The sequence below is a fragment of the Pseudomonas sp. DTU_2021_1001937_2_SI_NGA_ILE_001 genome, assembly GCF_032463525.1.
Classification (GTDB): Bacteria; Pseudomonadota; Gammaproteobacteria; order Pseudomonadales; family Pseudomonadaceae; genus Aquipseudomonas.
On the sequence record NZ_CP135971.1, the window covers coordinates 4,144,086 to 4,169,204 of the forward strand.

23 protein-coding genes and 1 pseudogene are annotated in these 25,119 nt (G+C 64.3%); 5 read left to right on the forward strand and 19 right to left on the reverse strand.

What is annotated here, in order from left to right; all coding sequences use genetic code 11:
• Window positions 1-24: 24 nt before the first annotated feature.
• Complete coding sequence (locus RRX38_RS18035) at window positions 25-1,971, forward strand: glucan biosynthesis protein (RefSeq protein WP_315960145.1); 1,947 nt, start codon at window positions 25-27, stop codon at window positions 1,969-1,971.
• Window positions 1,964-4,546 carry a glucans biosynthesis glucosyltransferase MdoH gene (gene mdoH / locus RRX38_RS18040; RefSeq protein ID WP_315960146.1) on the forward strand — a complete coding sequence of 861 codons (2,583 nt, stop codon included), beginning with the start codon at window positions 1,964-1,966 and terminating at the stop codon, window positions 4,544-4,546. Before RRX38_RS18035 ends, mdoH begins: the two co-directional genes overlap by 8 nt.
• Window positions 4,547-4,609: 63 nt before the next feature.
• Here the strand turns inward: mdoH and RRX38_RS25095 are convergent, their stop codons facing one another.
• The 12 genes and pseudogenes from RRX38_RS25095 to ubiE form a co-directional block, all read right to left on the reverse strand.
• Window positions 4,610-5,473 (reverse strand): methyl-accepting chemotaxis protein, encoded by an 864-nt coding sequence (locus tag RRX38_RS25095; RefSeq protein WP_410524917.1) that lies wholly within the window; start codon window positions 5,471-5,473, stop codon window positions 4,610-4,612.
• Window positions 5,468-6,631, reverse strand: a pseudogene (locus RRX38_RS25100) (methyl-accepting chemotaxis protein); the annotation flags it as partial. The pseudogene RRX38_RS25100 and the gene RRX38_RS25095, both read right to left, overlap by 6 nt.
• Before the next feature lie 68 nt (window positions 6,632-6,699).
• Window positions 6,700-8,616 (reverse strand): methyl-accepting chemotaxis protein, encoded by a 1,917-nt coding sequence (locus RRX38_RS18050; protein ID WP_315960148.1) that lies wholly within the window; start codon window positions 8,614-8,616, stop codon window positions 6,700-6,702.
• Window positions 8,617-8,878: 262 nt separating this feature from the next.
• Complete coding sequence (locus tag RRX38_RS18055) at window positions 8,879-9,586, reverse strand: 16S rRNA (uracil(1498)-N(3))-methyltransferase (protein WP_315960149.1); 708 nt, start codon at window positions 9,584-9,586, stop codon at window positions 8,879-8,881.
• Window positions 9,583-10,365, reverse strand: a complete 783-nt coding sequence (gene tatC / locus RRX38_RS18060; protein WP_315960150.1) for a twin-arginine translocase subunit TatC — start codon at window positions 10,363-10,365, stop codon at window positions 9,583-9,585. Before tatC ends, RRX38_RS18055 begins: the two co-directional genes overlap by 4 nt.
• Complete coding sequence (gene tatB, locus RRX38_RS18065; protein WP_315960151.1) at window positions 10,362-10,814, reverse strand: Sec-independent protein translocase protein TatB; 453 nt, start codon at window positions 10,812-10,814, stop codon at window positions 10,362-10,364. Before tatB ends, tatC begins: the two co-directional genes overlap by 4 nt.
• A gap of 3 nt (window positions 10,815-10,817) precedes the next feature.
• Window positions 10,818-11,093 carry a twin-arginine translocase TatA/TatE family subunit gene (locus RRX38_RS18070; protein ID WP_315960152.1) on the reverse strand — a complete coding sequence of 92 codons (276 nt, stop codon included), beginning with the start codon at window positions 11,091-11,093 and terminating at the stop codon, window positions 10,818-10,820.
• Window positions 11,094-11,127: 34 nt separating this feature from the next.
• Complete coding sequence (locus RRX38_RS18075; RefSeq protein WP_315960153.1) at window positions 11,128-11,466, reverse strand: phosphoribosyl-ATP diphosphatase; 339 nt, start codon at window positions 11,464-11,466, stop codon at window positions 11,128-11,130.
• Window positions 11,467-11,468: 2 nt separating this feature from the next.
• Entirely contained in the window at window positions 11,469-11,861 is a 393-nt protein-coding gene (gene hisI, locus RRX38_RS18080; protein WP_315960154.1) for a phosphoribosyl-AMP cyclohydrolase, read from the reverse strand.
• A 66-nt stretch (window positions 11,862-11,927) separates the two neighbouring features.
• Complete coding sequence (gene ubiB, locus RRX38_RS18085; RefSeq protein WP_315960155.1) at window positions 11,928-13,547, reverse strand: ubiquinone biosynthesis regulatory protein kinase UbiB; 1,620 nt, start codon at window positions 13,545-13,547, stop codon at window positions 11,928-11,930.
• Complete coding sequence (locus RRX38_RS18090) at window positions 13,544-14,173, reverse strand: SCP2 domain-containing protein (protein WP_315960156.1); 630 nt, start codon at window positions 14,171-14,173, stop codon at window positions 13,544-13,546. The genes ubiB and RRX38_RS18090 overlap by 4 nt, the downstream gene beginning before the upstream one ends.
• Window positions 14,173-14,943, reverse strand: coding sequence for a bifunctional demethylmenaquinone methyltransferase/2-methoxy-6-polyprenyl-1,4-benzoquinol methylase UbiE (gene ubiE / locus RRX38_RS18095; protein WP_315960157.1), 771 nt, complete (start codon window positions 14,941-14,943; stop codon window positions 14,173-14,175). The genes RRX38_RS18090 and ubiE overlap by 1 nt, the downstream gene beginning before the upstream one ends.
• 131 nt (window positions 14,944-15,074) lie before the next feature.
• Between ubiE and RRX38_RS18100 the strand changes: the two genes are divergently transcribed.
• The 3 genes from RRX38_RS18100 to RRX38_RS18110 all read left to right on the forward strand — a co-directional run bounded on the left by RRX38_RS18100 (window position 15,075) and on the right by RRX38_RS18110 (window position 16,791).
• Window positions 15,075-15,353, forward strand: coding sequence for a polyhydroxyalkanoic acid system family protein (locus RRX38_RS18100; protein WP_315960158.1), 279 nt, complete (start codon window positions 15,075-15,077; stop codon window positions 15,351-15,353).
• 179 nt (window positions 15,354-15,532) lie between these two features.
• The gene (locus tag RRX38_RS18105; RefSeq protein WP_295471723.1) at window positions 15,533-16,006 is read left to right on the forward strand and encodes a phasin family protein; all 474 of its coding nucleotides are present in this window, start codon (window positions 15,533-15,535) and stop codon (window positions 16,004-16,006) included.
• Window positions 16,007-16,017: 11 nt separating this feature from the next.
• Complete coding sequence (locus RRX38_RS18110) at window positions 16,018-16,791, forward strand: phasin family protein (protein ID WP_315960159.1); 774 nt, start codon at window positions 16,018-16,020, stop codon at window positions 16,789-16,791.
• A 45-nt stretch (window positions 16,792-16,836) separates the two neighbouring features.
• Here the strand turns inward: RRX38_RS18110 and RRX38_RS18115 are convergent, their stop codons facing one another.
• From RRX38_RS18115 to hslV, 7 genes are all read right to left on the reverse strand, one after another.
• Entirely contained in the window at window positions 16,837-17,451 is a 615-nt protein-coding gene (locus RRX38_RS18115; protein WP_315960160.1) for a TetR/AcrR family transcriptional regulator, read from the reverse strand.
• A gap of 47 nt (window positions 17,452-17,498) precedes the next feature.
• Window positions 17,499-19,184 carry a class II poly(R)-hydroxyalkanoic acid synthase gene (gene phaC / locus RRX38_RS18120; protein WP_315960161.1) on the reverse strand — a complete coding sequence of 562 codons (1,686 nt, stop codon included), beginning with the start codon at window positions 19,182-19,184 and terminating at the stop codon, window positions 17,499-17,501.
• Window positions 19,185-19,319: 135 nt separating this feature from the next.
• A complete protein-coding gene (gene phaZ, locus RRX38_RS18125; RefSeq protein WP_295471716.1) occupies window positions 19,320-20,174 on the reverse strand; it encodes a poly(3-hydroxyalkanoate) depolymerase in 855 nt (284 codons plus the stop codon).
• Window positions 20,175-20,318: 144 nt separating this feature from the next.
• Window positions 20,319-21,998: a class II poly(R)-hydroxyalkanoic acid synthase gene (gene phaC, locus RRX38_RS18130; RefSeq protein WP_315960162.1), complete on the reverse strand. Its 1,680-nt coding sequence runs from the start codon at window positions 21,996-21,998 to the stop codon at window positions 20,319-20,321.
• 378 nt (window positions 21,999-22,376) lie between these two features.
• Entirely contained in the window at window positions 22,377-22,754 is a 378-nt protein-coding gene (locus RRX38_RS18135) for a DUF971 domain-containing protein (RefSeq protein ID WP_295471713.1), read from the reverse strand.
• Window positions 22,755-22,845: 91 nt separating this feature from the next.
• Entirely contained in the window at window positions 22,846-24,183 is a 1,338-nt protein-coding gene (gene hslU / locus RRX38_RS18140) for an ATP-dependent protease ATPase subunit HslU (protein ID WP_295471711.1), read from the reverse strand.
• 39 nt (window positions 24,184-24,222) lie between these two features.
• Window positions 24,223-24,753, reverse strand: a complete 531-nt coding sequence (hslV, locus tag RRX38_RS18145; protein ID WP_295471709.1) for an ATP-dependent protease subunit HslV — start codon at window positions 24,751-24,753, stop codon at window positions 24,223-24,225.
• Window positions 24,754-25,119: the final 366 nt, after the last annotated feature.

Here is a 25,119-nt window from a genome sequence, read left to right on the forward strand (position 1 = left end):
TTTTTCATCTGTTTTCGGCGAGGGTTGCTCGTGATTGTAAGTCCCTGTGATGCTCCAAAGACACCTGTCAAGCGGCTGCGCACTGCGCTGTTGGCAAGCACGGCGATGCTGTGCCTGTTCGGTTCCGGCCAGTTGTGGGCATTCAACCTTGATGATGTAGCGGCCAAAGCCAAGGAATTGGCCGGGCAGAAGTTCGAAGCTCCGAAGAGCAACTTGCCCAGCGAATTCCGTGACATGAAGTTCGCGGACTATCAGAAGATCCGCTTCCGTGAAAGCAAGGCCGAATGGGCGGACGACAAGACCCCGTTCAAGTTGTCCTTCTATCACCAGGGCATGCACTTCGATACGCCGGTGAAGATCAACGAAGTCACCGCCACGACCGTCGAAGAGATCAAGTACGACCCGGCGCGTTTCGATTTCGGCGAACTGAAGTTCGACCCCAAATCCACCGAGAAGCTGGGCTACGCCGGTTTCCGCGTGCTGTACCCGATCAACAAAGACGACAAGCTCGACGAAGTCATGACCATGCTCGGCGCGAGCTACTTCCGCGCCGTCGGCAAGGGCCAGGTCTATGGCCTGTCCGCCCGCGGCCTGGCCATCGATACCGCCGTGTCGTCGGGTGAAGAATTCCCGCGCTTCAAGGAATACTGGATCGAGAAGCCCGGTCCGGATGACAACCACCTGGTGATCTACGCGCTGCTCGACTCGCCGCGTGCGACCGGTGCCTACCAGTTCATCCTGCGCCCGGGCAGCGATACCCGGATCGACGTGCGTTCGCGCGTGTTCCTGCGTGACAAGGTCACCAAGCTCGGCATCGCGCCGCTGACCAGCATGTTCCTGTTCGGCACCCACCAGCCGCCGCGCATGTCCAACTACCGCCGTGAACTGCACGACTCCAGCGGCCTGTCGATCCAGGCAGCCAATGGGGAGTGGGTGTGGCGTCCGCTGAACAACCCGAAACACCTCTCCGTCAGCAGCTTCTCGGTGGAAAACCCGCGCGGTTTCGGCCTGCTGCAACGGGGTCGTGACTTCAGCCAGTACGAAGACCTCGACGATCGCTACGACAAGCGTCCAAGCGCCTGGATCGAGCCTCGCGGTGACTGGGGCAAGGGTGCGGTCGAGCTGGTCGAGATCCCGACTGCGGACGAAACCAACGACAACATCGTCGCCTTCTGGCGTCCGGAAAGTCTGCCAGAACCCGGCCAGCCGCTGGAGTTCAGCTACCGCATTCACTGGACCATGGATGAAAACTCCATCCACTCGCCAGACCTGGGCTGGGTCAAGCAGACCCTGCGCTCCATGGGCGACGTGCGCCAGGCCAACCTGATTCGCCAGCCTGACGGCAGCCTGGCCTTCCAGGTCGACTTCGTCGGCCCGGTACTGGCCGCTCAGCCGGAAGACAAGAGCATCCGCAGCCAGGTGACCACCGACGACAACACCGAGCTGGTCGAAAACAGCCTGCGCTACAACCCGGTGACCAAGGGCTACCGCCTGAGCCTGCGTATCAAGGTCAAGGACGCCAGCAAGCCGGTCGAGATGCGTGCCTACCTGCTGCGTGAAGTACCGGCCGAACCGGGCAAGGAACCTGCACTGCTGGTTTCCGAGAAGGACGAGAAGAAGGCTCCGGCCAAGTCCGCTGCCAAGGAAACGGTCAAGGACGAGAAAGCCGTGGCCAAGGCCGAGGCCGTGAAGAGCGCCGAGACCAAGCCTGAAGCGGCCAAGCCTGAAGCGGCCAAGCCCGAAGTCGCCAAGCAGGAAGCTGGCAAGCCGGAAGCGGGCAAGCCCGAAGCCGCCAAGCCTGAAGCCGGCAAGCCGGAAGTGGCCAAGGCCGAGGCGGGCAAAGACGCCAATGCCGCCGGTAAAGAGACCCAGCAACCAGCAGCCGAGGCTGCGCCCACCCATCCAGAGCCGGCCAAGACCCTGCAAGTCCTGACCGAGACCTGGAGCTACCAGTTGCCAAGCGATGAGTAATTCCGTATCGGTGCCAGAGTCGCTCAACGAGTACCTGGCACATCTGCCCATGAGTGACGAGCAGCGGGCCGAACTGGCCAGCTGCAAGTCTTTCGCCGAACTGCACCAGCGTCTGGCCGCGCATTCGGACGGCGTTTCCAGCGAGGCCGCCCAGGCCTCGGTGGGCACGCGCCTGACGTTGGCGACCGCCGACGAGCTGCGCGAAGCCGAAATGCTCGACGTCGACGCCAACGGGCGCATTCGCCTCAAGGTCGCTCCGCCGATCAACCGTACTCGTGTGGTGCCTGAACCCTGGCGCACCAACATTCTGGTGCGCGGCTGGCGACGCCTGACCGGTCGCAGCAACCCGCCCAAGCCGGACCGTAGCGACCTGCCGCGGGACCTGCCCAAGTCGCGCTGGCGTACTGTCGGCTCGATCCGCCGCTATATCCTGCTGTTGCTGATGCTTGGCCAGACCGCCGTGGCCGGCTGGTACATGAAAGGCATCCTGCCGTATCAGGGCTGGTCGCTGGTTTCGCTGGATGAAATCACCCGCCAGACCTTCGTGCAGACAGCCTGGCAAGTGCTGCCCTATGCACTGCAGACCACCATTCTGCTGATGTTCGGCATTCTGTTCTGCTGGGTATCGGCGGGCTTCTGGACTGCCCTGATGGGCTTTCTGGAGCTGCTCACCGGGCGTGACAAGTACCGCATTTCCGGCGCCAGCGCCGGCAACGAGCCGATCGAGCCGGGTGCCCGCACCGCGCTGGTCATGCCAATCTGCAACGAAGATGTGCCACGGGTGTTCGCCGGTTTGCGGGCCACCTTCGAATCGGTGGCCGCCACGGGCGACCTGGACCGTTTCGACTTCTTCGTGCTCAGTGACACCAACGACACCGACATCGCCGTGGCCGAGCAACAGGCCTGGCTGGACGTGTGCCGTGAGACCAACGGTTTCGGCAAGATCTTCTATCGTCGCCGTCGCCGTCGTGTGAAGCGCAAGAGCGGCAACCTCGATGACTTCTGCCGCCGTTGGGGCAGCGACTACCGCTACATGGTGGTGCTGGACGCCGACAGCGTGATGAGTGGCGAGTGCCTGACCAGCCTGGTGCGCCTGATGGAGGCCACGCCAGACGCCGGGATCATCCAGACCGCGCCCAAGGCGTCGGGCATGGACACGCTTTATGCACGCCTGCAGCAGTTCGCCACCCGTGTCTACGGTCCGTTGTTCACCGCCGGCCTGCACTTCTGGCAGCTGGGGGAATCCCACTACTGGGGGCACAACGCGATCATCCGCATGAAGCCGTTCATCGAGCACTGCGCCCTGGCGCCATTGCCGGGCAAGGGTGCATTCGCCGGTGCAATCCTGTCTCACGACTTCGTCGAAGCCGCGCTGATGCGCCGTGCCGGCTGGGGCGTGTGGATTGCCTACGACCTGCCGGGCAGCTACGAAGAACTGCCGCCGAACCTGCTCGACGAACTCAAGCGTGACCGTCGCTGGTGCCACGGCAACCTGATGAACTTCCGCCTGTTCCTGGTCAAGGGCATGCACCCGGTGCACCGTGCGGTGTTCCTCACCGGGGTCATGTCGTACCTGTCGGCGCCGCTGTGGTTCCTGTTCCTGGTGTTGTCCACCGCGCTGCTGGCGGTCAACACCCTGATGGAGCCGACCTACTTCCTGGAGCCGCGCCAGCTGTATCCGCTGTGGCCGCAGTGGCACCCGGAAAAGGCCATCGCGCTGTTCTCCACCACCATCGTGCTGCTGTTCCTGCCCAAGCTGCTCAGCGTCATCCTGATCTGGGCGCAGGGCGCCAAGTCGTTCGGTGGCAAGTTCAAGGTCACCGTGTCGATGCTCATGGAGATGCTCTTCTCGATGCTGCTGGCACCGGTGCGCATGCTGTTCCACACGCGCTTCGTACTGGCCGCGTTCCTTGGCTGGGCCGCGACCTGGAACTCGCCGCAGCGTGACGACGACTCCACCCCGTGGTCCGAAGCCATCAAGCGCCACGGCCCGCAGACCCTGTTGGGTGTGCTGTGGACCGCCCTGGTAGCCTGGCTGAACCCGAGCTTCCTGTGGTGGCTGGCGCCGATCGTGGTGTCGCTGATGCTGTCCATTCCGGTGTCGGTGATTTCCAGCCGTACCGGCCTGGGGCTCAAGGCGCGTGACGAGAAGCTGTTCCTGATTCCGGAGGAGTACGACACCCCGCAGGAGCTGGTTTCCACCGACCAGTACACCCACGAGAACCGCTGGCATGCGCTCAAGGACGGTTTCGTGCGCGCCGTGGTCGACCCGCAGCAGAACGCCCTGGCCTGCGCCATGGCGACCTCGCGGCATCGCCAGGCCGAGCCTATCGAGGCGCTGCGCGCCGAGCGGGTGGAGCATGCGCTGAAAGTCGGCCCGGACAAGCTGGGTAACCATGAGCGGCTGATGCTGCTCAGCGACCCGGTGGCCCTGTCGCGCCTGCACGAGCAGGTCTGGAACCAGCGGCATCCGGACTGGATGGCGGCCTGGCAGGCTTCGATCAAGGCCGACCCGCATGCGCCGCTGTTGCCGCTGCAACCGGCCAAGGCCGACCCGATACCGCTGCCGGCCTGATGCGTCACCTGAAACGCCCCTGGAGTCGATCCAGGGGCGTTTTGCTTATGGCTGCGCGATTGCCTACACCCGGAAACGCCCCACCAGCTCACGCAGGTGGGTGCTCAGGCGTGCCAGCTCGACGCTCGACGCGGCCGTTTCTTCACTGGCAGTGGCGGTCTGTTCCGAGATTTCGCGAACGTTGACCACGTTGCGGTTGATCTGCTCGGCCACCACGCTCTGCTGCTCGCTGGCCGTGGCGATCTGCCGGTTCATGTCTTGGATGCCATTCACCGTGTGGGTGATGCGCTCCAGGGCCTGGCCGGCCTTGCGGCTCAGCTCCACGCTCTGCTCGGTCAACTGGCGGCTGCTGTCCAGGGTGTTGGCCACCTGCTGGGTGCCGGTCTGCAAGGCGGCGATCAGTTCCTCGATTTCTTCGGTGGATTCCTGGGTGCGTTGCGCCAGGCTGCGCACTTCATCGGCGACTACCGCGAAGCCGCGCCCGGCCTCGCCGGCACGTGCGGCCTCGATGGCGGCATTGAGCGCCAGCAGGTTGGTCTGTTGCGACACCGACTTGATCACGTCCAGTACCCCGACGATCTTCTGGCTTTCCTGTTTCAGGCGCCCCATCGCCGCGCTGGCATTGAGCATTTCCGCCGCCAGGTGTTCGATCTGGGTGATCGCCTCGCCCACCACCTGGTCACCGTTGCGCGCCTGCTGGTCGGCCTCAGTGGCGGCTTGCGAGGCGTCCTGGGCATTGCTGGCGACCTGTTGCACAGTGGTGGCCATTTCATTGATGGCGGTGGCGACCTGATCGGTCTCGACCTTCTGGCTGTTGACCCCGGCGCTGGTCTGCCCGGTGACCGTCGACAGCTGTTCTGCCGCGCTGGCCAGCTGGCTGACGCCGTCGCCGATACCGCTGACCAGGCCGCGCAGGTTCTGGGTCATGGTCTGGATGCTGGCCTGGAGCTGACCCATCTCGTCGCGCCGGGCGGTATCCAGGTCGCGGCTCAGGTCGCCCTGGGCGATGCGCTGTGCCGCTGACAGCGCGTGGCGCAAGGGCAAGAGAATCTGCCGGGTCATGACCCAGGCTGCCAGTAGGCCGAGCAGCATCGCCAGGCCGGCCACGCCGGCCAGCAGGGTGCGTGAAGCGGTGGCCTCGTGGTCGCGCAGGGTGCCTTGCTGACGTACCAGGCTGTCCACCGAATCGAGCATCTGGTCGCCCAGCGCATCCATGTTCTGCCGACTCTGTTCGACCTGCTCCTGTAGGGCGCGAAACTCGCCGAGCAGCGTCTTGTAGTGCTGCAAGGCCGTTTCGGCCGGCTTGAGTGCCTGGATGTTCTCGTCGGCCTGGTCCTGGGAGATCTGCGCGAGTTCCTTGATCGACTCGTCGATGGCCGCCATGGCGGCGACCTCATCCTGCGCCTTGCGGCTCAGGGTGTAGGCCTGGACCTGAAAGCGCGCCAGCTGGATCTGCTGGCGCAACTGGCTGAGGTTGGTCAGCTCTTGCAGGCGCTCGCCGTTGTCCTGCTCTTCGCTGACCGCCTTGAGCACTTCACCTTCGAGCTGCCGCACCGCTTCCAGGGCCTGCACCGACTGCTCCTGCAGGCGCTGCGCACTCTGATCGCGGCTCTCGCGCTGCTTGCCCATCGCCTCGAAGGTCCGGGTCATGTCGCTCAGCAGGCGATTTTGCGTGTTCAGCAGGGTCAGGCTGTCTTCGCTGTCGATCGCCTGGCGCAGCGGGGCCAGTTGGCCTTGCAGCTCGGCCAGGCGCTTTTCGACTTGCCTGGCGGTTTCCGGCGAACTGTTCAGGCGATAGAGAATGCGCTCGCTGCGCAGGTCCTTGGTCAGGCTGCCGAGTCCGGCGATGGACGACATGGATTCCGAGCGTTCGATCATGGTGTCCAGGCCATGCCAGCCGGTGAGGGTAATGGCCAGGGTCAGGCTCAGCACCAGGCCGAAGCCCAGCGACAGTTTGGCTTTGACGCTCAGGTTATCGAGCGAGCGTTGAGGGTGTGAAAACATCGGGATTCTCCTGCTTATGAATGCGTCATGAGCGCATCGGCAGGAGGGGGGAGCGGGTGACCTGAACAGGTCGTAGGGCATTTCCGAACGCGGCGCGAGTGTGATACCGCTCGCGTTATGCCGCCCGGTGGCCCGGGCGGCACGCAGGTTCAGACCTTGAAGCGGCCGACCAGGTTCTGCAGATGGTTGCCCAGGCGCGCCAGCTCGACGCTGGAGGCGGCGGTTTCCTCGCTGGCGGCGGAGGTCTGCTGGGAGATGTCGCGCACGTTGATCACGCTGCGGTTGATCTCTTCGGCGGTCGCGCTCTGCTCTTCAGCCGCGGCGGCAATCTGCTGGTTCATCGACTGGATGGCCGACACGGTGCGGGTGATGTTTTCCAGCGAGGAGCCGACACGGCGGGTCAGTTCAACGCTGCTGCCGGTCAGGCCCAGGCTGCTGTCCATGATGTTGGCCACCTGCTGGGTACCGCTCTGCAGGCCGGCGATCAGGGCTTCGATCTCTTCGGTGGACTTCTGCGTGCGCTGCGCCAGGCTGCGCACCTCGTCGGCCACCACGGCAAAGCCACGCCCGGCTTCGCCGGCCCGCGCCGCCTCGATGGCGGCGTTGAGGGCCAGCAGGTTGGTCTGTTCGGCCACCGACTTGATGACGTCCAGCACGCTGCCGATCTTGTCGCTTTCCTGCTTCAGTTCGCTCATCGCCTGGCTGGAGTTGCCCATGGCCGACGACAGGCGCTCGATCTGGCTGATCGCCTCATTGACCACCCGGTCGCCCTCGCGGGCCTGCTGGTCGGCAGCACCGGCCGCTTCCGAGGCCTCTTCGGCGTTGCGCGCCACTTCCTGAACGGTAGCGGTCATCTCGTGCATGGCGGTGGCCACCTGGTCGGTTTCGACCCGCTGGCTGTTGACCCCGGCGCTGGTCTGTTCAGTGACCGCCGAGAGCTGTTCGGCAGCGCTGGCGATCTGTGTCACGCCATCGCGGATACCGCCCACCAGGTCGCGCAAGCCCAAGGTCATGCGCTGGATGCTGCCCTGCAGCTTGCCCAGTTCATCGCGACGCTCCACTTTCAGGTCGCGGCTGAGGTCGCCGGAGGCCACGCGCTCGACCACTTCCAGGGTGTCTTCCAGGGGCTTGGTGATCTGCCGGGTGATGACCCAGGCGGCGAGGATGCTGAACAGTACGGCCAGGACGGTGGCGATCAGGATCTTGTTCACCGCGTCGGCACTTTCCTGGTCGCGGTTGCGGTTCTGTTCCGCCATCAGTTCGTCGTTGGTCTTGATCAGACGTTCACCCAGTACCGCCATCTTCTCCATGGCCGCCTTGCTCAGGGCCTGGGCGTCACGGTACTGGCCGACGGCGGCACGGTAGCCTTTCAGGCCTTCCAGTGCCTTCTGCAAGGTCGGCAGGAAAGACACCGGAATATCGCCAGCCAGGGTGTTGATGCCGGTCATCGCTTCATCGATGGCGGCATTGGCGTTGGCCTCGAATTCCGCCCGACCGCTGTAGGTGTAGCCGCGCACCTGGAAGCGTGCCTGCTGGATCTGCTTGCTGACGCCAACGATGTTGTTGAACGCCAGGATGTCGAAGTTCTTCAACAGTTCGGCCTCGATCGCGTTGACCTCGGCCACGGCCCTGTCGGCGGCGTCGCCCATCAGGCTGCGCGTGCCTTCGCGGGTCTCGATGGCCTTGCGCATCTCTTCGAAGACCTGGCGGTATTCGACGATGGTCTGCAACTGGGCATCCAGCGCCTTTTGCGGCCCCGGGCTGCGCGCCAGCGAGCGCGACTTCTTCATCGAGTTGTCCATGTCGTTGATGGACGCTTCGACAGCCTTGGCGGCTTCCGGTGTCGCCTGGGTCTCGTAGCGCTGGCGAGCGATGCGCAGCTCCAGGGTACGCTGGTTGACCATGGACATCGCGGCGATGCGCTCGGCGCGCTGGATCAGGGACTGAATGCCCAGCCAGGCGGTCAGGCTGATCGCCAAGGTCATCAGCACGACCAGGCCGAAACCGATGGCCAGCTTCATACGGACACTTGCGTTGGCGAGACTCTCGCTGATCCAGCGTTGCATGGGAACTCCTTGGGCGTAGGCAGGAACGTCTCAGGCCATCGGCCGTTTCCCCGCAAACTGTAGTCTCTCAGTCAATTAAATGACGGCTGGCGCCGTCGAAAAACCGCTGCCGCTCGCTGGCGTGGCGTTGCGCAGGGAGATGGGCGGGCAGGGCACGGGGCATCCGGTTGCAGGGGCCTCAGGCGCGACAAGGTCAGCACTGTCGCCGCCTCTACAGTGGGCATGAGGTGGTCCTGCGGCTCAAGCCGCGCCAGGAACGGCGCTAGAACAGCCGCGACAGCAGGGCGGTCACCGCCGTTTCCACTCGCAGGATGCGTTCACCCATCTGCACCGGCGCCAGACCGGCCTTGCCCAGCAGCTCGACCTCGTAGGGAATCCAGCCGCCTTCGGGGCCGATGGCCAGGGTTACCGGATGTTCCACGGCGCGCGGGCAGACCGGAAAGTCCCCGGGGTGGGCGACCAGGCCCAGGGTGTCGCGGGCCAGGTCGGGCAGGCGGTCTTCGACGAAGGGCTTGAAGCGCTTTTCGATCAGCACTTCGGGCAGCACGCTGTCACGGGCCTGTTCCAGGCCGAGAATCAGGTTTTCGCGAATGCTCTCGGGCTGCAGAAAGGGGGTTTGCCAGAAGCTCTTTTCCACCCGGTAGCTGTTGACCAGGATCAACCGCGGTACGCCCATGGTCGCCACGGTCTGGAACACCCGGCGCAGCATCTTCGGGCGCGGTACGGCCAGTACCAGGGTCAGTGGTAGCTTGGCCGGCGGCGGGTTGCCGAGGGTGACGCGCAGTTCGGCCTCACGCGGTTCCAGGCGCAGCACCTCGGCCTGGCCGAGCAGGCCGCCGATGCGCCCGACACGCAGGCTGTCGCCGACTTCGACGCGCTGCACGTCCTGCATGTGGGTCAGGCGGCGATCACGCAGGATCACCCGGTCGGCCGCGATGAAGTCGGCCTCCTCGAGCAGCAGCAGGTTCACGACAGCGGCGCTGGCGGCTGGTCTTGCTTGGGGTCGTCCGGATGTTCGCCGCGCTTGCTGATCATGCCGCTGCACAGCACGCCCAGCTCGAAGAGCAGCCACATCGGCACCGCCAGCAGGGTCTGGGAGAAGATGTCCGGTGGGGTGAGGATCATGCCGACCACGAAGCAGCCGATGATCACATAGGGGCGGATCTTCTTCAGGTAGATGACGTCGACCACGCCGATCCACACCAGCAGCACCACGGCCACCGGAATCTCGAAGGCCACGCCGAAGGCGAAGAACAGGGTCATGACGAAGTCCAGGTAGCTGGCGATGTCAGTCATCATGGCCACGCCTTCGGGCGTCACACTGGCGAAGAAGTGGAAGATCAGCGGAAACACCAGGAAGTAGGCGAAGGCCATGCCGGTGTAGAACAGGATGATGCTGGAGATCAGCAGCGGTACGGCGATGCGCTTCTCGTGCTTGTACAGCCCCGGCGCGATGAAGCCCCACACCTGATGGAGGATGATCGGCATCGCGGCGAACAGTGCGACCATCATGGTCAGCTTGAACGGGGTCAGGAACGGCGAAGCCACATCGGTGGCGATCATCGTCGCGCCTTCTGGCAGGTAGGCGCGCAGCGGTGCCGACACCAGGGTGTAGATCTTCTGGGCGAAGTAGAACAGGCAGGCGAAGATCAGAAACACGGCCGCGACACAGCGCAGCAGGCGGGTGCGTAGTTCGGTGAGGTGCGAGACCAGCGGCATGGGCTGGTCGTGTTCCGGAATGTCGCTCATGGGGCTCGCGAAGGCTGTGACGATTCGGTGGACGCCGCCGGGGTCGCCGGGCTGATCGGCGCCTGGGGCTTGGGCTGTTTTTCCAGGGTCAGGCGCGGCCTGGCCGGTGCTTCGGGCTCTGCTGCCGGGGTTTGCGGTTGCAGTTCGACCGGTTGCGGGTTCGGCTCGGCGGCGGCAGCGTCACGGTTCAGCGCCTCTTCCTGGGGCGGGTTGAACAGCTTGCGGGCCTCTTCTTCCAGCGACAGGATGTGCTCGTTGTGCAGTTGCCGACGGATCTCGTCGGCGCCGATCTCGCGTTCGACTTCCTGCTTGATGGCGTTGAAGCTACGACGCAGGCGGCCGATCCACAACCCGGCGGTGCGTGCAGCCCCCGGCAGGCGCTCGGGACCCAGCACGAGCAGCGCCACGAGGCCGACCAGCAGCAGTTCGGAGAAGCTGATGCCGAACATGGATCAGACCTGATCCTTGCGCTGCGGCTCCTGAACCCTCTGCGCCTGGGCGTCGATGGTGTGCGGCGGGGTCTGCGGGTTGCCCTGGGGAGCACTTTGCGCCTGCTGTGGCTGGGCGCTGTCCTGGCCAGGCTGTTTCTCTTCGTCGTTCATGGCCTTGCGGAAGCCCTTGATCGACTCGCCCACGTCGGTGCCGAGGTTCTTGAGCTTCTTGGTACCGAACACCAGTACCACGACGATCAGGATGACGAGCCAGTGTTTCCAGTCAAAAATACCCATTTCGAGCAATCCTCTTGAAGTTTCAGACGTCGGCTCAGGCCTGGCCCGTGCCGCGTGCAGCCTTTTCCTCGTGGCCGGACAAGCCGAAGCGGCGGTCCAGTTCGTCGAGTACCGCCTGCGGGTGCTGGCCCAGGGCCGCGAGCATGACCATGCTGTGGAACCACAGGTCGGCGGTTTCATAGATGACATCGCTGCAGTCGCCACTGACGGCGGCATCCTTGGCGGCGATGATGGTTTCGACCGACTCTTCGCCGACCTTCTCCAGAATCTTGTTCAGCCCCTTGTGGTACAGGCTGGCCACGTAGGAGGTGTCGGCTGCCGCGCCCTTGCGCGATTCCAGTACTTCCGCCAGGCGGGACAGGGTATCGGTCATGTTCAGTGTCCAGAGTGATAGATGGCGTCCGGGTCCTTGAGCACCGGGTCGACGGTTTTCCAGTCGCCGTTCTCGAAGACGCGGTAGAAGCAGCTTTCCCGGCCAGTGTGGCAGGCGATGCCGCCCAGTTGCTCGACCATCAGGATGATGACGTCGGCGTCGCAGTCCAGGCGCAGCTCGTGGAGCTTCTGCACATGGCCCGATTCCTCGCCCTTGCGCCACAGTTTGCCGCGCGAACGTGACCAGTAGATGGCGCGGTTCTCGGCGGCGGTGAGGGCCAGCGATTCGCGGTTCATCCAGGCCATCATCAATACACGGCCGGTCTTGTGGTCCTGCGCGATCGCAGGCACCAGGCCATCGCTGTTCCAGTGAATCTCGTCCAGCCAGTCTTTCATATCTACTCCACAGCCGGGCTTGGGGCCCGGCGGATTGAACAGTGTGCCAGCGACAGGCGCGGCTGGCTATCGGCGCACGATCAGATACAGCCCCGCCACCAGCATGATGCCGGCCGGAACGCCGGTCAGCCCTGGCAGTGCCGTGCCGGCCGCACTCAACGCCCAGCTCTGGATCGCGCCACCGGCCAGCAGCGCCGCGCCGAGCAGGCGCAGGGTCCAGCTGTCGCGGCCTTCCTGCCGGGGCGGTGGCGGGTCCTTGGCATGCGGGTGCGACAGGCGTTCGAGCAGGTCGCGGGTCATGTTGGCGATGTGCGGCAGCTGTTCGACCTGCGACTGCAGGTTGCCCAGCAGCGTGCGCGGGCTGACCCGTTCGCGCATCCAGCGCTCCAGGAAAGGCTGTGCGGTGGTCCACAGGTCGAGGTCCGGGTACAGCTGGCGGCCCAGGCCCTCGATGTTCAGCAGGGTCTTCTGCAGCAGCACCAGCTGCGGCTGGACTTCCATGTTGAAGCGCCGGGCCGTCTGGAACAGGCGCATCAGCACCTGGCCGAAGGAAATGTCCTTGAGCGGTTTCTCGAAGATCGGCTCGCACACGGTACGGATCGCCGCCTCGAACTCGTTGAGCTTGGTCTCGGCCGGCACCCAGCCCGAGTCGATGTGCAGCTGCGCCACCCGACGATAATCGCGCTTGAAGAAGGCAAACAGGTTACGGGCCAGATAATCCTGGTCTTCCGGGGTCAGGCTGCCGACGATGCCGCAGTCGATGGCGATGTAGCGCGGGCTCCATGGCGTGACGGTGCTGACGAAGATGTTGCCGGGGTGCATGTCGGCATGGAAGAAGCTGTCGCGGAACACCTGGGTGAAGAAGATCTCCACGCCGCGCTCGGCGAGCAGCTTCATGTCGGTGCGCTGGTCGGCCAGGGTCGCCAGGTCGGTGACCTGCACGCCGTAGATGCGCTCCATCACCAGCACCTTGGGGCGGCACCAGTCCCAGTAGACCTGCGGCACGTAGAGCAGGTCGGAGCCTTCGAAGTTGCGCCGCAGCTGGCTGGCGTTGGCCGCCTCGCGCAGCAGGTCGAGTTCGTCGTAGATGGTCTTTTCGTAGTCGTCGACCACCTGCACCGGATGCAGCAGGCGCGCGTCGGCAGACACGCGCTCGGCGATGCGCGCCAGCAGGAACAGCCAGGCCATATCCTGGCTGATCACCGGGCGCAGGCCCGGGCGTACCACCTTGACCACCACTTCCTCGCCGCTCTTGAGGCGCGCGGCATGCACCTGGGCCACCGAGGCCGAGGCCAGCGGCTCGACATCGAAGCGGCTGAACACTTCGCTGACCTTCGCGCCAAGCTGGGCCTCGATCAGTTGCACGGACAGTTTCGGGTCGAAGGGCGGCACGCGGTCCTGCAGCAGCATCAGCTCGTCGGCGATGTCTTCGGGCAGCAGGTCGCGGCGCGTGGAGAGCAACTGGCCGAACTTGATGAAGATCGGTCCCAGGTCCTGCAGGGCCAGGCGCAGGCGTGCGCCCCGGCTCAGCGCCGAAGCCTTGCGCGGCAGCCAGCGCCACGGCAGCAGGAAGCGTGTAGCCAGTAGCCACCAGGGCAGTGGCAGGGCGTACAGCAGGTCATCGAGGCGGTAGCGGATTACGACACGCTGGATGCGGAACAGGCGGCGGACGGCAAGCAACTTCATGCGTTATCGCTATCGCTGGGGTTTGTGGGGCGAGCGAGACGGGCCACGCGGGCTTCCAGGCGTTCCAGATCCAGCTTGATGCGGTCCAGTTCGCTGAAATGCGCTTCGGCCTCATGCCGACCCACCAGGGTGCGGGATTCTTCGCTCAGGTAATCGGCCAGATTCTGCCCCAGGCTGCCCAGGGCATCGCGGGTCCAGCTGGCCCGGCTGCGCAGGTGGCTGCCCAGCAACTGGCCAGCCACCGGGCCCAGCCAACGTGAGAGTTCATATTCCCAGTCCAGTTCCAGGTCCTGGAGAATCCCGGCCAGTTCCAGCAGTACGCCACTGTCGCCGTCGAGCACTACATCGGGGCCGTGCAGCACGGCGGTCTTGTCGCGGCTCAGGGCCAGGCGCAGCAAACTGGAGGCCGGCGCACGCAGGGTGCAGTCGGCCGGCGCGGCCCAGTCGGCGGCAAGCATCAGCCCTTCGTCACCGGGCAGGATGAACAGCCTGAATGTCGGGTCGCGGCTTTCCACGGCGATCACCGAACCCGCCAGCGCACCAAGGCGCGGCAGGGCGGTGGCGTCGAGACGCAGCACGCGGTTGATGCCGTGCTCGGTGCTGGCCAGCAAGCCTCGCAGCAGCATCAGGGCTTGATGCCCCGGTGCAGCGCGACGATACCGGAGGTCATGTTGTGGTAGGTAACCCGGTCGAAACCGGCCTGGACCATCATGGACTTGAGGGTCTCCTGGTCAGGGTGCATGCGGATCGACTCGGCCAGGTAGCGGTAGCTTTCGGCGTCGTTGGTGACCAGCTTGCCCATCATCGGCATGAAGGCGAAGGAATAGGCGTCATAGGCCTTGGACATCAGCTTGTTGGTCGGCTTGGAGAACTCCAGTACCAGCAGGCGGCCACCCGGCTTGAGCACGCGCAGCATCGAGCGCAGGGCGTCTTCCTTGTGGGTCACGTTGCGCAGGCCGAAGGCGATGGTCACGCAGTCGAAGTGGTTGTCGGGGAAGGGCAGCTTCTCGGCGTCGGCCTGGACGAACTCGATGTTGCCCGACACGCCCTTGTCGAGCAGGCGGTCACGACCGACCTTGAGCATCGAGGCGTTGATGTCGGCCAGTACCACCTGGCCGGTCGGGCCGACCAGTTGCGAGAACTTGCGCGCCAGGTCACCGGTGCCACCGGCGATGTCCAGCACGCGGTTGCCCGGGCGTACACCGGACAGCTCGATGGTGAAGCGCTTCCACAGCCGGTGCATGCCACCGGAGAGAAGGTCGTTCATCAGGTCGTAGCGGGCGGCCACGGAGTGGAAAACCTCAGCGACTTTCTCCGCCTTCTGGCTTTCCGGCACGTTCTGGTAACCGAAGTGGGTGGTGGGTTCGGCATCGCTGCCTTTGCGCTGATCGTTCATATCGCCTCACCGGAATGGAATGCGGCCATTCTAATCATCGGTGCGGGCTTTGTCTTGACGAGCCGCATGCCAGGCGGTCGCCGGCTGCTATAGTGGCGCGACGATTGGTCACCCTGACGAGGAACACCGGCATGTCGAAGATCACCGTGGAACGCGCTCATCACCTGGGCCGCGACAAGGCCCGAGCGCGGGCCGAGCAACTGGTCCAGAAGCTGACCAGCAAGTATGGACTGGAGCATGACTGGGAAGGCGATACCGTGCAGCTCAGCGGCAAGGGCGCCAAGGGCCGCCTGGAAGTGGGCGACGACCTGGTGCGTATCGTGCTGGAGCTGAGTTTCTTCCTGTCGCCGATGAGCGGCGCGATCCAGAGCGAGATCGAGCGGGTGCTGGACCGCGAGCTGGCGGCCTGAAGGCCGATTGCAGGCGTTGTGGCTGTAAGCGGCTTCAGCCGCGACAGCTTCCCGCTGACGCCGGTCCTGCCAGCGCTCTGCTGCCCGTCTCTAGGGTGTGCTTTCTAATTTTTCCGCCTACCGTGGTCCTCATCTTTCCGAAGGATGTTCTCTTCAACCTTTCCAGCGTGAGGTGAACCATGGTCAAAGCAAACCTGAAGAAAAAGATCGAAGACGAAGCCGAAGGCACCTTCACCGAGGTGCGGCGCTATGCCCGCAAGATCTGGCTGGCGGGCCTCGGGGCCTACACCAAGGTCAATCATGAGGGCTCCGAGTATGTGAAGGAGCTGATCCGCACCGGCGAGCGTGCCGAGAAGGATGCCAAGAAGGCCGTCGACGAGACCCTCGATGCCGCCAACAGCGAGATCGACTCGCTCAAGGGCGAGGTGTCGGGTGTGAAGGGACGCATCGAAGCTCAGCTGGATCGCATCGAGGGCGCCTTCGATCGACGTGTGGCACGAGGCCTGAATCGCATCGGCATTCCCTCCCGCCATGACGTCGAGACACTCTCTGCTAAGCTCGATGAACTGACGGCATTGCTCGAACGCGTCGGACCCAAGAAGCTCGAACGCCATGAGCCCAAGCAGCTCGAGCGGGTCGAGTCTGATCAATGAAGGAGAGCGGGATGGCTGGCAAGAAAAAAACCGAGAAAGAAGGCAGCTCCTGGATCGGCGAGATCGAGAAGTACTCGCGACAGATCTGGCTGGCTGGTTTGGGTGCTTACTCCAAGATCAGCAATGACGGCAGCAAGCTGTTCGAAACGCTGGTGAAGGATGGCGAAAAGGCCGAGAAGGAAAGCAAGGCCGAAGTCGAACAGAAACTCGAGAATGCCAAGGGCAGCGTACGCGCCGGCAAGTCCCGGGTCGGTGATGTCAAGGACATGGCCGTTGGCAAGTGGAACGAGCTGGAAGGTGCGTTCGACAAGCGCCTGAACAGCGCCATCTCGCGTCTCGGTGTGCCCAGCCGCCATGAAGTGCAGAGCCTGCACGACAAGGTCGACCAGCTGACCCGGCAGATCGAGCAACTGACCGGTGCCAAGGCCCGCCCGGTGTCCGACAAGGCCGCACCGCGCAGTGTCGCCAAGCCGCTGGTCAAGGCCGCCGCCAAAGGCGTGGCCAAGACCGCCGACAAGGCTGCCGAGAAAACCGCAGCGGCCAAGCCCGCCGTGAAGAAAGCCGCCGCCAAGCCGGTCGAGGCAGCCAGCAAAGCGGCTGCCAGCACCGCGAGCAAGGCCAAGTCGACCGCCGCCAAGGCCTCGACGGCGAAGAAACCGGCGGCGCGCAAGGCGCCTGCCAAGCCTGCGGCGAAGGCCGATGCACAGGACAACAAGGCCGCCAGCACTCCTGCGGCGCCACCGGCACCTGCCACAGGTTCTTCGGCCCCGGCCAGCCAGTCCTGAGTCATGTGGCCCCGACCTGCCTTTCGCAGGTCGGGGCCATGCGGGTCAGCGCTCCAGGTAGTGCATGGCCAGCCGCTCCACGCTCTGTCGTGACCCCGCAACCAGATGCGGGGCGACCAGCATCATGATCTGGTAGACCACCACCCGTACTTCTCCGTCACGCCCCAGAATCCGCTGGTAATCCAGGGAAAACAGCACTGTCAGGGTGATCTGCTCCACTAGGTTGCCGAGTGCCTGGGTATCACTGACCAGCTGTCCTTCGGATTTCAGCCGCGCCAGCAGCGACGCCAGGGTGCGTTTCAGGGCGTTGAGCAGGTTGCGGATTCCACGCGCCAGCTTCGGCAGGCGCCCGGCCAGGTTGGACAGGTCCTGGAACAGGAAGCGGTAGTGGGCCAGCCGTTCGATGATCAGGTGCAGAAACAGCCAGTAATCCTCGGCGTTCAGGCGAGCATCGGCCGGCGGGTCGAGCAGCGGCGCCAGCTCGGCCTGGAAACGCTCGAACAGGCCAAGTACCAGCGGCTCCTTGCCGTGGAAGTGGTAATACAGGTTGCCGGGGCTGATCCCCAGTTCGTTGGCGATTTCCAGTGTCGAGACATTCGGTTCGCCGTTGCGGTTGAACAGCGCCAAGGCGCATTCGAGTATGCGGTCGCGGGTTTTCATCCGGTCTACTTGTTCGGGTCGTTTTTCTGGCCGGGACGGCTTCTGCTTCAGCGCACATGCACATAGGTACCGGGCGCGGCTTCCATCGGGGGATAGCGGTCGCTGCCCAGGGTCATGCTGGTTTCGCGTTGGGTGCCCGAACGCTCCTGGACCCAGGCCAGCCAGGTCGGCCACCAGCTACCGTCATGATGCTGGGCGTCGTAGTACCAGGCGCGTGGGTCACCGCTGAGGCTGCTGCCCTCGATGAAGCTGGACTTGGGATTGCCCGGCGGGTTGAGGATGCTCTGCACATGGCCGCTGGTCGACAGCAGGAAGCGCCGGTCGCCGCCCAGCAGCAGCGTGGAGCGGTACACCGCATCCCAGGGCGTGATGTGGTCGTTGATACCGGCCACGCTGAAACTGTCGACCGTGACCTTTTGCAGGTCGATGGGCGTTCCGCACACTTCCAGGCCGCCGGGGTGGTTGAGCGGGTTGTGCTTGAAGAAGTCCAGCAGGTCGCCGTGCAAAGCAGCCGGTAGGCGCGTGGTGTCGTTGTTCCAGTACAGAATGTCGAAGGGCGGCGGTGTCTTGCCCAGCAGGTAGTTGTTGATCCAGTAGGTCCAGATCAGGTCGTTGGGGCGCATCCAGGCGAACACCCGGCTCATTTCGCTGCCATCCAGTACGCCGCGCTGGTAGGAGCGCCGCTTGGCCGCCTCCAGGGCTTCTTCGTCGATGAACAGCGTAGCCGGGCTGTCGATCTGGCTGTCGAGCAGGCTCACCATGTAGGTGGCGCTCGCCACCCGGCGCATCTGCCGCTTGGCCTGCAGGTGACCTTGCAGCGCAGCGATGGTCAGGCCGCCGGCGCAGGCGCCGACCAGGTTGACCTCGCGGGCGCCGGTAATGGCCCGGCATACGTTCAGCGCCTCCTCGGTGGCCTCCACATAGCTGGACAGGCCCCATTCCCGGTGCCGCACGTCGGGGTTGCGCCAACTGATCGCGAACGTCTGCAGGCCATTCTTCAGCGCGTACTGCACGAAGCTGTTGGTCGGGCTGAGGTCGAAGACATAGAACTTGTTGATCTGCGGCGGCACGATCAGCAGCGGGCGGGCGTACTGCTTTTCGCTCATCGGCTTGTACTGGATCAGCTCCAGCAGTTCATTGCGAAACACTACCGCACCGGTGGTGGTGGCCAGGGTCCGGCCGATCTCGAAGGCATCCTTGGTGGTCTGGCTGGGCAAGCCGTTGTTGTGCAGCAGGTCGTTGGCCATGTGGCTCAGGCCCTTGAGCACACTGCTGCCACCGGTGTTGAACAGCTCCTTGACCGCCAGCGGGTTGAGCAGGGTGTTGGAGGGCGACAGGGCATCGTTGATCAGGCTGAACAGAAAATGCGCACGGGCCCGGTCGTCGCTGTGCAGGTCGCTGTCGTCGATCCAGTGCCGGACCTGCTGCTGCCAGCTCAGGTAGGCCTGCAGGCCGCGGCGGTAGAAGGGGTTGAGGCTCCAGGTCGGGTCACTGAAGCGGCTGTCCTTGGGGTTGTGGGCGTGCGGGGTGTCACCCAGCAGCATGATTCGCCCCAACTGGTTGCCCAGGGCTACGGCGTGGCGCGCGCTGCGCCACGGGTGCCGCCAGCCCTGCGCTGCCACGCTGCGCAGGGTGGACAGCAGGTCCCTGCCGCGCATGCCGGTAATCGCGCTTTGTGCATTGATGTAGGTTGCCGGAGTGCTCTCGGCAATCTTCGCTGGTTTTTCTCGCATGAGGGCAACACTCCTTCGTCAAGCCTTCAGTGGATGGGCGGCGCGCGCATGCGGCGCCGGCCTGTGCCGGTCGACGGTCCTGTCAGGGCACACGGCGGGTAAGACGGGTCTGGCGGCGCGCGCGTCGCCGCTGGCTCAGTGCGTGTCGGGTGTGGGGTGCGGATGCATGACCGCACGCTGACGTTCCTGCTGCAGAAAACTCATGATGATGGGGGCAACGGCTTCAGCCCGGGTGATCAGGAACAAATGACCGTCATCAATTATGTGTAGCTGGGCATTGGGTATACGCCAGGCCAGCAGCCGCATATTTACCAGCGGGATCAACGGGTCGTCGTCGCCGGCCAGTACCAGTGTCGGCTGGCGGATCTTGTGCAGCCAGTGGAAGCTGGTCCAGCCCATGCCGGCGAACAGCTGCCAGTAGTAACCCAGTTTGCCGGACGAGCGGACCTTGGCTGCGTGGCTGGCTGCCAGGTGCGGATCACGGCGAAACGCCCCGCCGTAGATTTCCGGGGCGATACGGATGACGTGCGAGGGCTGGATGTAGCGTCGCGGGCTGGCCATCAGCATCAGCACCCGCGGCTTGCCCGGGACCATCACCATGCCCGCCGCAGTGGCCGCCAGCACCAGTTTCTTGCAGCGCTCCGGGTAGTCGTGGGCGAACTGCTGGGCCAGCGCGCCGCCCCACGACACGCCGATGGCATTGACCTGCCCGTAGTCGAGGTAGTCGAGCATGCGCGCCGCCAGCTTGGCCAGGCCGGGAAAGCGATAGGGGCGGCTGGGTGTCGACGAGCCGCCGACACCCGGCACGTCGAAGGCGATGACTTCCATGTCCGGGTCCAGCGCCGCGACGAACGGAAAGACCAGCTCCAGGTTGGCGCCGATGCCGTTGAAGATCAGCAAGGGCGTCATATGGCGCTTGCCGGGCCGCACGGCGGTACGGATCGTATGGCCGTCCAGGTCGATCGAGCGGAATACAAAGGGTTGTGGCATGCCGGAGCCCTGTTGGTTAATGCGCTGGAAAGCCGCGCTGCGCGTTTCCCAGACTGACCGAGGCCTAGCCTCTGGCGTGCGACTGACATTCATGGCGCGAACCGCACGCCGGCGGTGACCCGGCGGCGGCCCTTGCATTCAAGTCTAGCGTTCGTGGACGTATGTGCCCGGCGATGCCTCGCCGGCCGGATAAGCCTTGCTACCCAGGCTGGCCGGGGCTTTCTTCAGCTCGCCGGAGCGTTCGCCCAGCCATTTCTGCCAGTGCAGCCACCATGAATCGGTGTGCTTGGTGGCATTTTCCTGCCAGGCGACCGGGTCCAGCGGCAGTTCCTCGTTGGTCATGTAGCGCGCCTTGGGGTTGCCGGGCGGGTTGAGGATGCTCTGGATGTGTCCGCTGCTGGACAGTACGAACTCGGTCTTGCCGCCGAACAGCCGCGCCGAGCGGTAGCAGGATTGCCAGGGGGTGATGTGATCGTTGGTACCGGCCAGGCAGAAGATGTCGTTGTCCACCTGTTTGAGGTCGATGGGTGTGCCGCACACTTCCAGGGCGTTGGGCCGGGTCAGCGGGTTGTTCTTGAACATTTCGATCAGGTCGCCGTGGAAGGCGGCCGGCAGGCGCGTGGTGTCGTTGTTCCAGAACAGGATGTCGAAGGCTGGCGGTTCGTTGCCCAGCAGGTAGTTGTTGACCCAGTAGTTCCAGATCAGGTCATTGGGGCGCATCCAGGCGAATACCTTGGCCATGTCGCGACCTTCCAGCACGCCGGACTGGTAGGAGTGGCGCTTGGCGGCTTCGAGGGTCTGCTCGTCGACGAACAGCGCCACGTCGTTCTCCAGGGTGGTGTCCAGCACGCTGACCATCAGGGTCATGGCGTTGATCTTGCGGTCGCCCAGTGCCGCGTAGTGGCCCAGCAATGCTGTGCAGGTAATACCGCCCGAACAGGCCCCCAGCATGTTGATGTCCGGGCTGCCGGTGATGGCGGTGATGACCTCCACGGCTTCCTTCAGCGCCTCGATGTAAGTGGACAGCCCCCACTCGCGCTGCGCCTTGGTGGGGTTGCGCCAGCTGATGATGAAGGTCTGCACCTTGCTGCTCAGGCAGAAGCGCGCCAGGCTCTTGTCCGGGCTGAGGTCGAACACGTAGAACTTGTTGATCTGCGGCGGAATGACCAGCAGCGGCCGTTCGTGGGTCTGTTCGGTGATGGGCTTGTACTGGATCAGTTCCAGCACCTCGTTGCGAAACACCACGGCGCCTTCGGTGGTGCCGAGGTTCTTGCCCACTTCGAAGGCATCCATGTTGACCTGGCTGGGCATGCCGCCGTTGTGCACCAGGTCCTTGGCCAGGTGCGACAGGCCGTCGAGCAGGCTCTTGCCGCCGGTCTCGAAGAAGCGCTTGACCGCCGCCGGGTTGGCGGCGGTGTTGGTGGGTGCCATGGCTTCGGTCATCAGGTTGACGACGAAGTGCCCGCGGCTGATGTCCAGCGGCGTCATGCTGCTGCCGTCGATCCAGTCGTGCAGCTCCTTGCGCCAGGCCAGGTAGACCCCCAGGTAGCGGCGGTACAGCGGGTTCTGGCTCCAGGCGGGGTCCTGGAAGCGCCGGTCGTCCGGAGTCGGTTGCAGGCTGGAACGGCCGAGCATCACGTTTTTCAGTTCCAGGCCCAGGTGGGCGACATGCTTGAGGCTGTGGACCGGCTGCCGCAGTGCCAGGCGCATGACCATGCGCGCGGTGCTCAGCAGGTCCTTGCGACGCAGGCCCACCACCGGGTTCAGACCCAGCGTGTGTTCAGAAGCCTGACGCGGCAGGTCATCGTTGCTCTTGTTACTCATCTACGACGCTCCGTTGTCCTGAGACGAGCATCGGCGTGGCTGTGGGGCACAGGCACGAAGCCGATACTGCTGCTCTTGTGACCGATGATGGCTGGTGTGCCGAATGCCGATGGGCATGCCGAACGACACGAAGGCGTCTGAACTGCTGCACTCCGTGCCACTGCAGTATTGGCTTCCCTCTTCCCGCTGCGTCGAAACGATGCAGTGAACGTGCCGAAAATCATGGTTACGCGAGATTGCATGGTGGCGAGCGGCCCATGCGTGGGCCGCTGCGCGGCACATTCAAGCAAAACAAGTTAGAAACCGCTTACTAATACGGCAAACGGTGGAAGGAAGGATAGACGCAGATTATGAAAGTGCGTGGTCAGCGCCAGGGGATCAAAGCATCAGCCGGACGGCCTGCTCGTTCGGGTCGCGGCTCTTGCCGGCGCGGTTCAGTTCCTGCAGGTAGTCGTCCCACAGCTCGGCCTGGCGCTGGCCCAGCTGGTAGAGGTAATCCCAGGTGAACAGACCGCTGTCGTGGCCATCGTCGAAGGTCAGCTTGAGGGCGTAGTTGCCAGCGGGTTCGACCTTGGTCAGGCCGACCCCCAGCTTGCCGAACTGCAGTACCGGCTTGCCGTGGCCTTGGACCTCGGCGGAGGGGGAGTGCACACGCAGGAATTCGGCGGGCAGGTCGAATTGCTCGCCGCTGGCGTATTTGAGCGTCAACGTTCTGGACGCCTTGTGCAGCTGGATGGCGGTGGGGATCTTGGTCATGGCGCCAGCTTAAGCGGGGCAGTCAGAAGCGACAAGCCTCAAGCGGCAGGAAGATCCGCTTGAGGCTTGAGGCTGGCCATCTGAGGCTGTGTCAGAGGATATAGCGCGACAGGTCTTCGTCGTTGGCCAGTTCGCCCAGATGGCTGTTGACGTACTCGGCGTCGATGGCGATCGGCGCGGCGTCCGGGCTGCTGGCCAGGTCGCCGGCGCTGAACGACAGCTCTTCGAGCAGGCGTTCGAGCAGGGTGTGCAGGCGGCGCGCACCGATGTTCTCGGTCTTCTCGTTGACCTGCCAGGCGATTTCCGCCAGGCGCTTGATGCCCTCGGGCTTGAACTCGATGTTCAGGCCTTCGGTCTTGAGCAGCTCGCGATATTGCTCGGTCAGCGAGGCGTGTGGCTCGCTGAGGATGCGCTCGAAGTCCTGTGGCGACAGCGCCTTGAGTTCCACGCGGATCGGCAGACGGCCCTGCAGCTCGGGGACCAGGTCGCTCGGCTTGCTCAGATGGAAGGCACCGGAGGCGATGAACAGGATGTGGTCGGTCTTGACCATGCCCAGCTTGGTGTTCACCGTGCAGCCTTCGATCAGCGGCAGCAGGTCGCGCTGCACGCCCTCGCGGGACACATCGGCACCGCCGACGTTGCCGCGCTTGGCAACCTTGTCGATCTCGTCGATGAACACGATACCGTGCTGCTCGACCGCTTCGAGGGCCTTGGCCTTGAGTTCGTCGTCGTTGACCAGGCGGCTGGCTTCTTCATCGCGGACCATCTTCAGCGCTTCGCGGACCTTGAGCTTGCGGGTCTTGCGGCGGCCCTTGCCCATGTTGGCGAACAGGTTCTGCAGCTGGCTGGTCATTTCTTCCATGCCCGGCGGTGCGGAAATGTCGACGCCCACCGACTCGCTGACTTCGATCTCGATTTCCTTGTCGTCCAGCTGGCCTTCGCGCAGGCGCTTGCGGAACAGCTGGCGGGTGTTGGAATCGCTGGTCGATGCCGCCTCTTCGGCGAAACCGGTGCGTGCCTGGGGCAGCAGAGCGTCGAGAATGCGGTCTTCGGCGGCGTCTTCGGCGCGGTGGCGAACCTTGATGATCTCCTGCTCGCGCAGCAGCTTCATGGCCGCATCGGCCAGGTCGCGGATGATCGATTCGACGTCACGGCCGACATAGCCGACCTCGGTGAACTTGGTCGCCTCGACCTTGATGAACGGCGCGTTGGCCAGTTTGGCCAGGCGACGGGCGATTTCGGTCTTGCCGACGCCAGTCGGGCCGATCATCAGGATGTTCTTGGGGGTCACTTCGACACGCAGCTCTTCAGGCAGCTGCATGCGCCGCCAGCGGTTGCGCAGGGCAATGGCCACGGCGCGCTTGGCGTCGTCCTGGCCGATGATGTGGCGGTTGAGTTCGTGGACGATTTCGCGGGGAGTCATGGACATGGTGGTAATGGGTCCTCAGGCGGAGATGGCCGGCAAGGCTCACTCGGCGAGGTCCTGCTCCTCAATGGTGATGTTGTGGTTGGTGAACACGCAAATATCGCCAGCGATGTGCAATGCGGTTTCGGTAATCTCGCGGGCCGACAGTTCGGTCTTCTGCAGCAGGGCGCGGGCGGCGGCCTGGGCGAAGGCGCCGCCGGAACCCATGGCGATCAGGCCGTCTTCGGGTTCGACCACGTCGCCGTTACCGGTGATGATCAGCGAGGCGTCCTTGTTGGCCACCGCCAGCATGGCTTCCAGACGGCTCAGCGAGCGGTCGGTCCGCCAGTCCTTGGCCAGCTCGACGGCGGCGCGGATCAGGTGGCCCTGGTGTTTTTCCAGCTGGGCTTCGAAGCGTTCGAACAGCGTGAAGGCGTCGGCGGTGGCACCGGCGAAACCGGCGATGACCTGACCGTGGTACAGGCGGCGCACTTTCTTGGCGTTGCCTTTCATCACGGTGTTGCCCAGGGAAACCTGGCCGTCACCGGCCATGACGACTTTGCCGTGGCGGCGTACTGAAACGATGGTGGTCAAGGGGAAAGTCTCCACGCAGCGGGGCGAAAATGCCCAGATGGAAACTGATATGGGGGTGGTGACGGTGATTTCAACCGTAGGTCCTTGCTTGCGAATGGCGTGCTATCTGGACCGAGTACACCCGTCACAGCATCAGTGCATTTGAGTCACCTTTCCGCCCTGACGGCGGGTTACTTTTGGTTTCCAGGTGCCCTGCGCGCCAAAATTAACCAAAAGGCATTGCTCCTGGCTTGGGTCTGCCCTGCGGGCAGACTTCCCTCCTTCCGGCGCCATTCCAGGGGGCCGGCGCAATGGGCCGTCCCTGGCCCAGTGCGCCTAAGCCGGCTTCCCTGCCGGCTTACCCCCTTCCATGACACCTGCACTCGG

Excerpts from the sequence above, each read along its gene's own strand:
- phaZ (WP_295471716.1), bottom strand. The coding sequence starts at position 20,174 with ATGCCACAACCCTTTGTATTCCGCTCGATCGACCTGGACGGCCATACG.
- ubiE (WP_315960157.1), bottom strand. The coding sequence starts at position 14,943 with ATGAACGATCAGCGCAAAGGCAGCGATGCCGAACCCACCACCCACTTC.
- RRX38_RS25095 (WP_410524917.1), bottom strand. The coding sequence starts at position 5,473 with ATGACCCAGAACCTGCGCGGCCTGGTCAGCGGTATCGGCGACGGCGTC.
- hslU (WP_295471711.1), bottom strand. The coding sequence starts at position 24,183 with ATGTCCATGACTCCCCGCGAAATCGTCCACGAACTCAACCGCCACATC.
- RRX38_RS18090 (WP_315960156.1), bottom strand. The coding sequence starts at position 14,173 with ATGCTGCTGCGAGGCTTGCTGGCCAGCACCGAGCACGGCATCAACCGC.
- RRX38_RS18115 (WP_315960160.1), bottom strand. The coding sequence starts at position 17,451 with ATGAAAACCCGCGACCGCATACTCGAATGCGCCTTGGCGCTGTTCAAC.
- hisI (WP_315960154.1), bottom strand. The coding sequence starts at position 11,861 with ATGAAAGACTGGCTGGACGAGATTCACTGGAACAGCGATGGCCTGGTG.
- tatC (WP_315960150.1), bottom strand. The coding sequence starts at position 10,365 with ATGAGCGACATTCCGGAACACGACCAGCCCATGCCGCTGGTCTCGCAC.
- mdoH (WP_315960146.1), top strand. The coding sequence starts at position 1,964 with ATGAGTAATTCCGTATCGGTGCCAGAGTCGCTCAACGAGTACCTGGCA.
- RRX38_RS18050 (WP_315960148.1), bottom strand. The coding sequence starts at position 8,616 with ATGCAACGCTGGATCAGCGAGAGTCTCGCCAACGCAAGTGTCCGTATG.
- tatB (WP_315960151.1), bottom strand. The coding sequence starts at position 10,814 with ATGTTCGGCATCAGCTTCTCCGAACTGCTGCTGGTCGGCCTCGTGGCG.
- RRX38_RS18075 (WP_315960153.1), bottom strand. The coding sequence starts at position 11,466 with ATGACCGATACCCTGTCCCGCCTGGCGGAAGTACTGGAATCGCGCAAG.
- phaC (WP_315960161.1), bottom strand. The coding sequence starts at position 19,184 with ATGCGAGAAAAACCAGCGAAGATTGCCGAGAGCACTCCGGCAACCTAC.
- RRX38_RS18105 (WP_295471723.1), top strand. The coding sequence starts at position 15,533 with ATGGTCAAAGCAAACCTGAAGAAAAAGATCGAAGACGAAGCCGAAGGC.
- RRX38_RS18100 (WP_315960158.1), top strand. The coding sequence starts at position 15,075 with ATGTCGAAGATCACCGTGGAACGCGCTCATCACCTGGGCCGCGACAAG.
- RRX38_RS18110 (WP_315960159.1), top strand. The coding sequence starts at position 16,018 with ATGGCTGGCAAGAAAAAAACCGAGAAAGAAGGCAGCTCCTGGATCGGC.
- RRX38_RS18070 (WP_315960152.1), bottom strand. The coding sequence starts at position 11,093 with ATGGGTATTTTTGACTGGAAACACTGGCTCGTCATCCTGATCGTCGTG.
- RRX38_RS18135 (WP_295471713.1), bottom strand. The coding sequence starts at position 22,754 with ATGACCAAGATCCCCACCGCCATCCAGCTGCACAAGGCGTCCAGAACG.
- ubiB (WP_315960155.1), bottom strand. The coding sequence starts at position 13,547 with ATGAAGTTGCTTGCCGTCCGCCGCCTGTTCCGCATCCAGCGTGTCGTA.
- phaC (WP_315960162.1), bottom strand. The coding sequence starts at position 21,998 with ATGAGTAACAAGAGCAACGATGACCTGCCGCGTCAGGCTTCTGAACAC.